The organism is Psychrobacillus sp. FSL H8-0487, from assembly GCF_038008385.1.
GTDB classification, from domain to species: Bacteria; Bacillota; Bacilli; order Bacillales_A; family Planococcaceae; genus Psychrobacillus; species Psychrobacillus psychrotolerans.
The window spans coordinates 1,122,797-1,135,170 of record NZ_JBBOZA010000001.1 but is presented as its reverse complement, the minus strand read 5'-3'; the positions used below and the strand labels follow the sequence as shown (position 1 = coordinate 1,135,170).

Sequence of the window (12,374 nt, the reverse complement as noted above, 5' to 3'; positions counted from 1 at the left end):
CAGAAATGTCTAACAGCCTTTTAATTATTCTTTATCCATGACAATCAATAAATCACCTGTTGCAATTGCTTCTCCAGCAACAACATGAATCTCTTTTACAACTCCATTAAATGGTGCTTGCACTGTAGTTTCCATTTTCATCGCTTCTGTAATAAGAAGATGTTGACCTCTTTTTACTTTGCTTCCTGTAGAAATGGCAACCTTCAGAACAGTACCTGGCATAGTTGCTCCAATATGACCATCATTCGTTAAATCCGCCTTAGGTTTTGATAAATGACTCACTTCTACATTCATATCTTGAATAGAAATTTCTCGTGGTTGACCATTTAGTTCGAAGTAAATAATACGGTTACCATCATGAGTCGGCTCACTTATAGACACCAACTTGATGATTAACGTTTTTCCAACTTCGATTTCTACTTCAATTTCTTCTCCTAATCTCAATCCGTATAAAAACGTCGGCGTATCTAGTACAGAAACATCCCCAAAGTTTTTATCTGTTTCACTATATTCTTCAAAAACCTTTGGATATAGCGTATAAGCAAGAACTTCTTGGCTAGTAACAGGGCGATCTAATTTATGGAATAGCATTTCTTTAATCGCTTCGAAATCAACCGGCTCCAATAATTCACCCGGACGCACTGTAATTGGTTCACGATCTTTTAAAATTACTTTCTGTAACTCTTTTGGGAATCCCCCATAAGGTTGCCCAATATATCCTTCAAAAAACTCTATAACGGAATCTGGGAAATCGATGGTTTTACCTCTCGTAATGACAGAAACTTCGTCTAAGTTATTTTGTACCATGAATAGAGCCATATCCCCTACTACCTTAGAAGAAGGAGTAACTTTTACCACATCACCAAATAACATGTTAACGCGAGAATACATCTCTTTTACTTCTTCCCAGCGATCGCCAAGCCCTACTGCTTTCGCTTGTTGTTGAAGATTACTATATTGGCCACCTGGCATCTCATGAACATAAACTTCCGTATGTGGACTCATCATACCGCTTTCAAAGTCTTGATAATACTTGCGGACATCTTCCCAGTAATAAGAAATTTTCTCAAAAGCATCGATATTTCCTATAACTTCTCTGTTCGATCCTTTTAACGCATAACTTAGGCTACTTGCACTCGGTTGAGAGGTTAGACCTGCCATAGCCCCTAATGCCGTGTCGACTATATCTACACCAGCTTCAATTGCTTTTGCATAAGTAAATACTCCGTTACCGCTTGTATCATGTGTATGAAGATGTATAGGAATGTCAACCGTGCTCTTTAACTCGCTTACTAAGCGATAAGCTGCTTCAGGTTTTAATAATCCAGCCATATCTTTAATCGCTAGAATATGCGCTCCAGCGCTTTCTAATTCTTTTGCCATGTCTTTATAATACTGCACCGTATATTTGTCTCTAGAGTCATCTAAAATGTCTCCTGTGTAACATAACGCAGCTTCTGCTATCTTCCCTGATTGTCTAGTTGCATCTATCGCAACTTCCATCCCTTTTATCCAGTTTAAGCTGTCAAAGATTCGGAACACGTCAATGCCCGCTTCTGCAGATTTTTGTATAAATTCCTTTATAACGTTATCTGGGTAGTTTTTGTATCCTACTGCATTGGCTCCACGGAATAACATTTGGAGTAAGACATTTGGAATCATTTCTCTCATTTTTATCAAACGATCCCATGGATTTTCTTTTAAGAAGCGGTAAGCAACGTCAAAAGTTGCTCCTCCCCACATTTCATATGAAAACAAATTATGCATTCCTTGCGCTGATTCTTTCGCAATACCGAACATGTCATGAGAGCGAACGCGTGTTGCTAATAATGATTGATGTGCATCTCGGAAAGTTGTATCCGTTAATAGAACGCCCTGTTGCTCCTTCACCCATTTAATCACTCCATCGGCACCTTGTTCATCTAAAATTTGTTTTGTGCCTTTAGGTGGAGCAGTGCTCAGATCAAAACTAGGTGTTCTAGCCTCTCCAAAGATAGGCTTGGACTTTTTCTCGATACCTGGGAAACCATTAACAGTAACGTTCCCTATATAATTTAACAACTTAGTACCACGGTCTTTGCGATTAGGGAATAAAAACAACTCAGGTGTAGAATCAATGAAACTCGTATTAAATTGTCCAGAAATGAAGCTCAGATGTTTTACGACATTTTCTAAAAATGGGATATTCGTTTTAATCCCCCGGATTCGGAACTCCTGTAAATTTCTGTCCATTTTAGCAGCAGCTTCCTTGAAGGACATACCCCAAGTACTAACTTTAACTAACAGAGAATCGTAGTACGGGGTGATGATAGCCCCTTGGAAACCATTTCCTGCGTCTAAGCGTACACCAAACCCTCCACCCGAACGATATACCATTAACTTTCCTGTATCAGGCATGAAGTTATTTAAAGGGTCCTCCGTTGTTACTCTTGACTGAATAGCGAATCCGAATAATGGGATATCTTCTTGCTTTGGAATCCCCATCTCTTCACTATTAAGAGCAATACCATCTGCGATTTTAATCTGTGCATGGACAATATCCACCCCAGTAATCATTTCTGTAATTGTATGTTCCACTTGAATGCGTGGGTTTACTTCGATAAAAAAGAATTCATTATCTGTCACTAAAAACTCTACTGTTCCTGCATTTATGTAAGATACATTATTCATTAATTGGACAGCTGCATCACATATTTTATCACGCAATTCTGAATTCAAGGAATTTGAAGGTGCTATTTCTACGACCTTTTGATGTCTTCTTTGAATAGAACAATCACGTTCATATAAATGGATTAAATTACCTTGAGTATCCCCTAGAATTTGAACTTCAATATGTTTAGGTTCGAAAATACAGCGTTCTACATATACTTCATCTGAACCAAAAGCCGCTTTCGCTTCTGATTTAGCACGTTCAAATGCACTTTCAAGCTCATCTTCCGTTTGAACAACGCGCATCCCGCGTCCACCGCCACCTAAAGAAGCTTTAATCATTAATGGATAGCCATGGGCTTCCCCAAATGCCTTAACCTCTTCTACAGTATCTAAAGGACCATCGCTACCCGGTATAACAGGTATACCCGCTAATGTTGCTTGTTCACGGGCTTTTACTTTATCACCAAACATATCTAAATGCTTGGATGTTGGACCGATGAAAATAATTCCTTCTTCTTCACATCTCTTCGCAAAATCCACATTTTCAGAAAGGAAACCATACCCCGGGTGAATGGCATCAGCCTTACTTTCTTTAGCAATTCGAATAATATCTTCAATATCTAAGTATGCATCAATAGGCTTCTTACCTTCACCAACAAGATAAGACTCATCGGATTTAAATCGATGGAACGAGCCGGTATCTTCTCTTGAATATATAGCGACTGTTCGAAGGTTTAACTCCGTACATGCTCGAAAAATACGGATTGCAATTTCTCCCCTGTTTGCAACTACAATCTTTTTAATCTTATTCATTCAATTCGCCCCTTATTGTCTATTTTTTTCATGCTTCACGAACATAGATACGTTCATCAATATCCCAAGTGCTGCCGATAAAATAATTACGGAAGTACCCCCGTAACTTATAAACGGAAGTGGTACCCCAGTTAGCGGAATAATTCCAAGCATTCCACCTAAATTTATAAAGGTTTGAAACCCTATAATACTACCAATACCCGCAGCGATCATGCGAGCTTGTGGATCTTTTGTAGATAAAGCAATACTAATAGCTTTAAAAACAATAAAAAACAATCCACATAAAACAATTAATACTCCGATTAGTCCAAGTTCTTCTGCTATGATAGCCATGATAAAATCAGTATGTGGTTCTGGTAAATATCCATATTTCTGATTGGAATTCCCTAAGCCTAAACCAGTTAAACCACCTGATCCAATAGCAATATAACCATTTACAATTTGATATCCAAATCCTTGCTCGTAATCAAAAGGATTGAAAAACGCTTCTAACCTCCCTCTACGACGTTCTGTCAACAACGCATCTTTTAGCATATAGATGGCAAACAATCCCGCTACTATAACTATACCAATTAATCCGATTATTTTGGAAAATGATTTAAATTTAATTCCACTTGCTGCAATTACTGAAATAGCAACGAAACTAATAATCATTGTATTTCCAACATCCGTCTCCATCATGATTGAAACGAAAACAAAAAATAACACGATTAATGGTGGTCCAACAGATTCGTTTAATTTATTTAATGTACCATTTTCTGATTTTTTTGCAAATATACCTGCGAAATATAAAATTATTACTAGTTTAGCAATTTCGGATGGTTGTACATTAAAACCTATATCTATCCAACTTTGCGAACCACTCTCTCCACCCACACCGATAAAGTGGACGGAAAATAAAAGTGTAAACATCACAAGAAGCATGAGTTTCATTACTGTTTTGTTTTTATAATGTTTATATGGAAAAAAAGCTGTTATAAATAAAACCGGAATACAAAGTAATAAGTTAGTTTTTTGCTTATTAAAGAAGTAATCTGGCTCCCACCCATAATTGAGTACGGCCCACCCCATACTGGCGCTATAAATCATTACCAAACCGAAAAGGCACAAAGCTAAGTATACAAAAAATAATGGGTAGTCAAAGTTTTTAGCGTAACGTTTTAAATATGTAGTCATATAATCATACCTCTATTTCTTTGGATAGAAAAAAAACTCAAACAGATAGTTTGTTTGAGTTTTATTATTTTTCTGTATGGATCTCATGTAAAACAGACATTTCTTTTTCAAGTGAGGCAACAATCTCTTTTCCTTCACTCTTTTCTAAAAGTCCAAGTTTTACCGCAAAATCTATTTCACGAGATAATCCAAACATTTGCGTGTCTAAAACCTCTTCGTATAGAGGGCATTGAGGCATCATTAAATTATCCATCTGCACTTTTATAAGCTGCGCGATTTTTTCTGCATCTTTTTTCAAAAGCTCTAAAGCTTTTTCTTGATACGAAATTTGTATATTAGTATCCATGAGGACGCCCCCATTTTTATTATTTCTAATTATTTAGCTCCCTAAAGTGTATCTTTTGAAGAGGAAAATTGCAAGCATTCTCTTATTGAAGTTAGCTAAATAGTTAAATATTCTTTAGAACTTTTTAATTTAAAGGTATACTTATGAAGATTAGATAGTTTAGAGGAGGCAATTCTGTTGGAACTTATTATACCAGTTAAAGGTGCAGTTAAATTTAATATTACATTAGACCCTACTGTTTGGATTTTTGATGATCGTAAAATCGATCTGGATGAGTTTTTTTCTGGGAAGTATGAATATAAAGATGAACTAGAAGAGTATACAAAAGTTACATCTGCTCATTGGTCACGAGAGATTATCGAGGGCTCTACAAACCCACCAACTCTTCAAACAGAGAAAAAATATGAACGGACAAAAGCACTGACAAGTACTTTCGGAATTGATATGAAGCCATTTATCCTAAATTCTGAACCTTTGCCAAATGCTACAAAAGTTGTGATTGAAACTACTGAGGAAGAATATATATTCTCTTTAGAAGACTTAGATAAGCTATTATTGAAATTTAGTCATAAAGGTAAACCACTACGTGAGGATGGTCCTGTTCATATATTAAAAAAAGATGGAACAAATATTAATGCTCCAATCAAATTTGTCACAGCATTCCGTGTAGAATAGGAGATGTTTAGATGAAAGTACAATGCGCGATTTGCGATCGAATAGATGAGCTTCCAGATGATTTACCACTTGCGAAAAAACTCAGAAACCGCCCAATTCACACGTACATGTGCCCTGAGTGCCATGATCGCATTGAAGAAAGAACAAACCGCCGTCTAGCAAGCGGAAAGTTCATTTTTTATAAGAGTTCACGACTGATTGAAAATGAATTTTAAACATTAAACATCGTAAATTAGCTTTAGGTCAATACCAGTTTCTATCGTTTTCGAAGGGCTTTGGATATACGTTTTCTATATGATTATCGAGAGAATTTTTTAGGGATGCTGGTTGGTTGTGACTGTTCGTCACAACCAACCAGCATCCCTTTTTTCGGTAATCTTATGGCGTTTATCTATCCGTCCCACTCCTACAACTCTTAGAAACAGTTAAGTACGTTTTTGGATAACTAGAGATAAGTTACTTTCCAATTGATAGAGCAAGCTCACGAAGATGCAATTTCGTTCGCAGGCTCCGCTTCTTTAATTAGTAAACATCTACTATTTCACTGCATTTTCACTAGTGAGAAAGGAAATCTTCCTTCTTTATCCTTCAATACAGAATAGTATCCCTAACTTTTAGGTAATATCACTATATTAACTTTGACTACTATTATCATCTAAACGATAAGCTATGCTTAATCTTACAGTTGACTACTACTCATTATATTGATTGGAGTGCTAGGTAGCGTCTCCAGCGGGAAAAGCGTTAGGCGAAGACCCCACCGCGAAGCGAGGAGGCTGAGGCAACGCCCGCGGAAAGCGTCCACCTGAAACGGAAATCAGCAGTATTTTTCATTCTTACATGCATCAGAAAACCTGTATTCACAGTGAATTTCCTTTATCAATGTTTATCTTCAAAAGAAAAAGCTCGACTACATTTAAGTAGTCGGGCTTTGTCTTTTTTCAAGTCGTAAACGTATTTTATAAATTATTAGGATTAATGCCGCCACGATTAATCCCTCCACTACGGGAAGGAAAAACGCAAGGAACGTCAACATTAGACAACCTAATAACAAAAATGCATAAATGACGATATTTTGGCTAAAACGCAATTTCTTTGCAAATCCAAGCTTGTACACAAGCACAGACAGAAAGAAGATTAAAAGAAATAGTACATAACCAGCTATATCGTAAGTTGGCATAACCTCATAAATATATCTTGATATACTAGACATTCTACCAAATACGAATTGCTTTTCCTCCAAGGTTATTCACCCTTTCAGTTGCTATTAAAGTTCTGCATTTTTCATTTTTTTCGTTACACGTTCGCGCTCGCTCTTCTCAAGAACTTTTTTACGTAAACGGATTGACTGAGGAGTTATTTCTAAATACTCATCGTCCCCTAAGAACTCAATTGCTTCTTCAAGCGTTAAAATACGAGGTCTTTTAATTACGTTCGTTTGGTCTTTGTTTGCAGAACGGATATTTGTTTTTTGTTTTGCTTTTGTAATATTTACAGTGATATCAGCATCACGAGTATTTTCTCCTACGATCATACCTTCATATATATCAGTACCTGGTTCAACGAATAAAGTACCACGGTCTTCAATACCCATCATACCGTAAGTTGTTGATTTACCAGTTTCCATAGAAACAAGTACACCTTGATGACGTCCGCCAACACGACCAGAAACTACTGGTTGGTAGCTATCGAATGTATGATTGATGATACCGTAACCTTTAGTAATTGACATGAATTCAGTTGAATAACCAATTAGCCCACGAGCAGGAACCATAAAGATTAAACGAACTTGTCCACTACCATTGTTGACCATATCAATCATTTCGCCTTTACGAGTACCCATAGATTCAATAATTGAACCTACACTATCTTCTGGTACATCAATTTGAACGCGTTCGATTGGTTCACATTTTTTCCCGTCAATTTCACGGATGATTACTTGTGGTTTTGAAACTTGTAATTCAAAGCCTTCACGACGCATATTTTCGATTAAGATCGACAAATGAAGCTCTCCGCGACCTGAAACAGTCCAAGCATCTGGAGAATCAGTATCTTCAACACGTAAAGATACATCAGTTTCTAATTGAGAACGAAGACGCTCTTCAATTTTACTTGAAGTAATCCATTTACCTTCACGACCTACGAAAGGTGAGTTGTTTGTTAAGAAAGTCATTTGTAATGTAGGCTCATCAATACGTAATGGAACTAATGCTTCTTGATGAGTTGTAGGACAAACTGTTTCACCTACGTTAATATCTTCCATACCAGAAACAGCAATTAGATCCCCAGCTTTAGCTGATTGGATTTCATCGCGTTTTAATCCGAAGAAACCAAATAATTTAGTTACACGGTAATTTTTAACAGTACCATCAAGTTTCATTAATGAAATTTGTTGACCTACTTCAATTGTTCCACGGAATACACGACCAATACCAATACGGCCAACATAGTCATTATAATCAAGTAAAGCTACTTGGAATTGTAATGGCTCATCTGAGTTGTCAATTGGTGCTGGAATAGCAGAGATAATCATTTCGAAAAGTGATTTCATGTTTTCTTCTTGTTTAGCAGGATCTTCATCTAAAGAAGAAGTTCCGTTTACACCTGAAGCGTAAATAACTGGGAATTCTAATTGATCTTCATCCGCACCTAATTCAATAAACAATTCTAGAACTTCATCTACTACTTCTAGTGGACGAGCTGAATCTTTATCTACTTTGTTTACTACTACGATTGGCGTTAATTTTTGTTCTAACGCTTTTTTCAATACGAAACGGGTTTGAGGCATACAACCTTCATATGCATCTACTACTAGTAAAACACCATCTACCATTTTCAAAATACGTTCTACTTCGCCACCGAAGTCAGCATGTCCAGGCGTATCAAGAATATTAATACGTGTGCCGTTGTAATCGACTGCTGTATTTTTTGCTAAAATGGTAATTCCGCGTTCACGTTCTATATCATTCGAGTCCATGGCTCTTTCATCAACATGTTCATTTGAACGAAAAGTTCCTGATTGTTTCAATAATTGGTCGACTAATGTCGTTTTTCCATGGTCAACGTGTGCTATAATTGCAATGTTTCTTAAATCTTGACGTATATTTGTCATATTTCCACTCCATATTCTTTTTTCGAGTCCATAACTGTGTTATTATATCACAAGTGAAACTAAAGTAACATTATTTTTTATCATTTATTTTGGAGGTAATCAATTTGGGTAGTATTAAATGGATTTTTGTTCTATATTCTCTAGGTGCAATTTTATCAATGGCACTTATAGGAATCGCTATTGCATTGCGAAATATTCCACTTGTTTTTATATTTCTTATCTTATTATTTGTTATTATGGGATTTGGTTTCAAAACAAAGAAAAAAATGCGTGATGAAGGTTTACTTTAAATACGAGATACCATCCAGCAGGATTCATACTGCTGGATTTTATTTTAGTTGAATATAATCCTTTAATAATTCTTCATGTAATCCTGGTTTAGAAACGATAAAGCTATCAGCATCTAGTAAATCTAGATGTTCAAATGCTAAATTCGTAGCAATTGCTCCGACCTCTTTTGCAATAACCAATCCACCGGCTATATCCCAAGGTGATAATCGCATGGACATATAGGCATCTAGCCTTCCTGTTACTACATATGATATTTCGATTGCTGCAGAACCAAGTGACCGAGTACCTCTAACAGTTTGAAGTAATTTCACCATCCCTTCATAATGTACATATCTATTTGGCACTACCCATCTTGCGTTTACTCCCACGACTGCCTCCTCCACTGAAGCAGAACTTAACTTCGGCAACCGCAAATCATCCAGATAGGCACCACCATTTAAGGACCCACTAAGTAATGAATCCTCCATCACATTATATATATACCCAAGAATTCCTACTCCATCTTTAAATATTCCTAATGAGATAGCAAAATTTTGTTTTTGGTGTATGAAGTTTGTTGTACCGTCTATCGGATCAAGTAACCATACATAGCCGCTTAAATCTTTTATGTCATCACCGAATCCTTCTTCACCAAATATTCGATGCTCAGCAAAATCTGCTTTTATATGCCTAATAAAAAATTGCTCTGTTTCTTTATCGATATTAGTAACCAAGTCATTGGCTTCGGATTTCGATTCAATAATGAGTTCAGAAGATAAGGAAGTTTTAATGTTATATGCCGCTTCCTTTATTAACGACTTTGCGTATGTATCTAGCTTGTGTAAATCCAATTGTCCCACCCCTTTTTAACGCTTATGTTATTAGTATAAAGAAAAAAACACCGGCTGTCTTATCATTAGCAGGTGTTTTTTTAAGGTACTCCTATAATTGGAACATTAATCGAGAGCATTGAGTTCCTCCAAAAGCTGGTGAATCTCAGCTAGGCGGGTTTTAGATCCATTTATCTCTTTTTCATTGTTAGTCGTCATTGCATCAAATAACGTTGCAAGTTCATAGTCTAACTCCATTTTTAATGTTTGTATTTTTTCTTTTTCCAAGTCTTCTTTACGAATAATATGCACTACCTGTCTCATCACTACCACCCCTTCTTTTTTTGTATCGTAATATTCAGAAGATTCTTTATAATAAAGTATGCGGTTATATAAATAATGTCTACTGAAAAATACTACTTACAAGATTTTTACCCAATTTTCCTATAAAATAAACATAGAAGTTGAAAGGAGTTTACATATGAGCAAAACATTTTGGACAAAGGAAGATTTTGATGTCTTTCAAATAGATGGACTTGAAAACAGAATGGCTGGATTGATCGAAAAAGTTAGACCTAAGTTCGAAGAGTTAGGAAATCATTATAGTCATTATTTTTCTACATTACTCGGACAAGAGTATTACGCTCATGTAGCAAAGCATGCTAGACGGTCAGTGAATCCTCCAAAAGATAGTTGGGTAGCATTTGCACCTTATAAAAGAGGCTACAAGGCACTCCCTCACTTCCAAATAGGGTTATGGGGAAGTCATGCTTTTATTATCTTGGCGGTTATTTATGAAGCACCCGATAAAGTGAACATTGCTGAACGATTATTAAAGAAAAAAAGTTTGTTTAACAACTTGCCTTCGGACTTTATCATTTCTGGTGATCATATGAAGCCAGATGCCTCCTTGTTAAAAAAAGAAAAGAAAGAAGGTCTTGAACAACTGTTGGTACGGTTAAAAGATGTAAAAAAAGCAGAATTTTTAGTAGGCCGCCATATTAGTAAAGACGAAGCAGTTCAATTTACAGAGGAAGAATTTTTGAAATTTGCAGAAGAAACTTTTGATCATTTACTACCAATTTATAAAACGATGGTCCAAATGAAGTAAAAAACTTTCCTCCTATACTATTTGAGTATAGGAGGTATTTTTATCCTTTAATGATAATATTCTCCGATTGTTCTTTCATCTTTTTAATAATAGGAAAACTTATATATCCACTTTCTTTTTCAAATTCACGAAAATATGTTTTCTCTTCTGCAATAGAAGGTACTATTTCTTTAAACCTACGATATCTCTTTAATAGTTCCTCTCGTTTGATCCCATTTTCATATGCTTTTTCTATCGCTTCAAAAAATTGCACTACATCTACTATTTCTTCTGTGGACCAATCCAAAGAGAAAGGATATGTGTATTCCATATAATATTGCCTCCTATTATTTCCATTTATTTCGTATGTTCATTGCTTGCATTTCCATTCGATTGAATAGCTCCTGTACGGAAGGTATATCTTCGATTAACCCGACTGATTGCCCAGCCCATCCAAATCCATTTCGTTCATCGCCTTCATATATAAATTGCTTATTAGCCTTACCGCTAATGTAGTCCTTAAGAGCATCATATGTTGGATTCTCTTTTTCAATACTTAAAATTTCATCAGTCCAACTATTTTTTAAAGCTCTTGCCGGAGCACCAATGGATCTTTTGATAACTACTGTATCCATTTCTCCGCTCTTTATTAATGTATTTTGATAAGCCATGGAGGCATGTATACATTCTTTTGTGGCGATGAACCTTGTCCCCATTTCAATCCCTTCTGCTCCAAGTGCGTGAGCAGCCATCCATCCTCGACCATCTGCAATACCACCAGAAGCGATTACTGGAATGGATACAGCGTCAACCACTTGAGGAATTAGTACGATAGATCCGACATCATCTCTACCTAAATGCCCCCCGCCCTCCTGTCCAACAACCATTACTGCGTCCGCCCCAAGTTGTTCTGCCTTTTGAGCCTGTCGCTTAGCTGCAACTAACACTAATTTTTTAATAGATGTATTTGCTAGTTTTTCTAAAATAGGAGCTGGATTTCCACCAGTCATTGATATCACTGGAACTTCTTCATCAATAGCAACTTGGAGCATATGTTCATAAGGTCTCCCAGTCTGTCCAATTGCGAAATTCACACCAAAAGGTTTCTCCGTTAACATTCTTACTTTAAGTATTTCTTTACGTAGCTCATCTGGCGTCTTCAAACTCATAGCAGTTACCTGTCCTAAGCCTCCCGCATTTGATACAGCCGCACATAACTCCGAGTATGCTAAATATGCCAGTCCCCCTTGAATAATCGGAAAGTTAGTACCTAATAAATCAGTAACCTTTGTTTGAAAAGCCATTCCTAATCCCCCCTTATATGAATAGTGTAATAAAATTGTTCTGATGATACAAATGACAATTATTTTAATAGTATTAATGAACATGAGATGCTATAATTTCTTTTGT

General features: G+C 36.3%; 13 protein-coding genes. 4 read left to right on the top strand and 9 right to left on the bottom strand.

The features are described 5' to 3' along the window. Positions 1-24: 24 nt before the first annotated feature. From pyc to MHI47_RS05350, 3 genes are all read right to left on the bottom strand, one after another. A complete protein-coding gene (pyc, locus tag MHI47_RS05360) occupies positions 25-3,465 on the bottom strand; it encodes a pyruvate carboxylase (RefSeq protein ID WP_340829948.1) in 3,441 nt (1,146 codons plus the stop codon). 12 nt (positions 3,466-3,477) lie between these two features. Then, positions 3,478-4,641 (bottom strand): FtsW/RodA/SpoVE family cell cycle protein, encoded by a 1,164-nt coding sequence (locus MHI47_RS05355; protein WP_340761843.1) that lies wholly within the window; start codon positions 4,639-4,641, stop codon positions 3,478-3,480. A gap of 64 nt (positions 4,642-4,705) precedes the next feature. Next, positions 4,706-4,987, bottom strand: coding sequence for a YlaN family protein (locus MHI47_RS05350; protein ID WP_093535398.1), 282 nt, complete (start codon positions 4,985-4,987; stop codon positions 4,706-4,708). A 177-nt stretch (positions 4,988-5,164) separates the two neighbouring features. On the opposite strand from MHI47_RS05350, the gene MHI47_RS05345 reads away from it, so the two are divergent. Beyond that, positions 5,165-5,662 carry a peptidyl-prolyl cis-trans isomerase gene (locus MHI47_RS05345; RefSeq protein WP_340761842.1) on the top strand — a complete coding sequence of 166 codons (498 nt, stop codon included), beginning with the start codon at positions 5,165-5,167 and terminating at the stop codon, positions 5,660-5,662. A gap of 11 nt (positions 5,663-5,673) precedes the next feature. Further along, complete coding sequence (locus MHI47_RS05340) at positions 5,674-5,877, top strand: YlaI family protein (RefSeq protein ID WP_093535402.1); 204 nt, start codon at positions 5,674-5,676, stop codon at positions 5,875-5,877. 701 nt (positions 5,878-6,578) lie between these two features. Here MHI47_RS05340 and MHI47_RS05335 read toward each other — a convergent pair. Then, positions 6,579-6,905, bottom strand: a complete 327-nt coding sequence (locus MHI47_RS05335; protein ID WP_245762629.1) for a YlaH-like family protein — start codon at positions 6,903-6,905, stop codon at positions 6,579-6,581. Between the two features lie 24 nt (positions 6,906-6,929). Further along, entirely contained in the window at positions 6,930-8,774 is a 1,845-nt protein-coding gene (gene typA / locus MHI47_RS05330) for a translational GTPase TypA (protein ID WP_093535404.1), read from the bottom strand. A gap of 104 nt (positions 8,775-8,878) precedes the next feature. Between typA and MHI47_RS05325 the strand changes: the two genes are divergently transcribed. Continuing rightward, positions 8,879-9,064, top strand: a complete 186-nt coding sequence (locus MHI47_RS05325; RefSeq protein ID WP_093535406.1) for a YlaF family protein — start codon at positions 8,879-8,881, stop codon at positions 9,062-9,064. Between the two features lie 39 nt (positions 9,065-9,103). Here MHI47_RS05325 and MHI47_RS05320 read toward each other — a convergent pair whose 3' ends face one another. Continuing rightward, entirely contained in the window at positions 9,104-9,895 is a 792-nt protein-coding gene (locus MHI47_RS05320) for an inositol monophosphatase family protein (RefSeq protein ID WP_340829946.1), read from the bottom strand. A 105-nt stretch (positions 9,896-10,000) separates the two neighbouring features. Beyond that, a complete protein-coding gene (locus tag MHI47_RS05315; protein ID WP_093535410.1) occupies positions 10,001-10,198 on the bottom strand; it encodes a hypothetical protein in 198 nt (65 codons plus the stop codon). Positions 10,199-10,355: 157 nt separating this feature from the next. Here MHI47_RS05315 and MHI47_RS05310 point away from each other — a divergent pair, with 157 nt between their 5' ends. Beyond that, positions 10,356-10,985, top strand: a complete 630-nt coding sequence (locus MHI47_RS05310) for a YktB family protein (protein WP_340761840.1) — start codon at positions 10,356-10,358, stop codon at positions 10,983-10,985. 40 nt (positions 10,986-11,025) lie between these two features. Here MHI47_RS05310 and MHI47_RS05305 read toward each other — a convergent pair whose 3' ends face one another. Further along, positions 11,026-11,295: a UPF0223 family protein gene (locus MHI47_RS05305; RefSeq protein ID WP_093535414.1), complete on the bottom strand. Its 270-nt coding sequence runs from the start codon at positions 11,293-11,295 to the stop codon at positions 11,026-11,028. A 16-nt stretch (positions 11,296-11,311) separates the two neighbouring features. Next, positions 11,312-12,268: an NAD(P)H-dependent flavin oxidoreductase gene (locus MHI47_RS05300; protein WP_340829945.1), complete on the bottom strand. Its 957-nt coding sequence runs from the start codon at positions 12,266-12,268 to the stop codon at positions 11,312-11,314. Between the last annotated feature and the right edge of the window lie 106 nt (positions 12,269-12,374).

What these genes read in the sequence shown, in the direction of transcription:
- pyc (WP_340829948.1), bottom strand. Translation starts at nt 3,465, where the DNA reads ATGAATAAGATTAAAAAGATTGTAGTTGCAAACAGGGGAGAAATTGCA.
- MHI47_RS05355 (WP_340761843.1), bottom strand. Translation starts at nt 4,641, where the DNA reads ATGACTACATATTTAAAACGTTACGCTAAAAACTTTGACTACCCATTA.
- MHI47_RS05350 (WP_093535398.1), bottom strand. Translation starts at nt 4,987, where the DNA reads ATGGATACTAATATACAAATTTCGTATCAAGAAAAAGCTTTAGAGCTT.
- MHI47_RS05340 (WP_093535402.1), top strand. Translation starts at nt 5,674, where the DNA reads ATGAAAGTACAATGCGCGATTTGCGATCGAATAGATGAGCTTCCAGAT.
- typA (WP_093535404.1), bottom strand. Translation starts at nt 8,774, where the DNA reads ATGACAAATATACGTCAAGATTTAAGAAACATTGCAATTATAGCACAC.
- MHI47_RS05315 (WP_093535410.1), bottom strand. Translation starts at nt 10,198, where the DNA reads ATGAGACAGGTAGTGCATATTATTCGTAAAGAAGACTTGGAAAAAGAA.
- MHI47_RS05310 (WP_340761840.1), top strand. Translation starts at nt 10,356, where the DNA reads ATGAGCAAAACATTTTGGACAAAGGAAGATTTTGATGTCTTTCAAATA.
- MHI47_RS05305 (WP_093535414.1), bottom strand. Translation starts at nt 11,295, where the DNA reads ATGGAATACACATATCCTTTCTCTTTGGATTGGTCCACAGAAGAAATA.
- MHI47_RS05300 (WP_340829945.1), bottom strand. Translation starts at nt 12,268, where the DNA reads ATGGCTTTTCAAACAAAGGTTACTGATTTATTAGGTACTAACTTTCCG.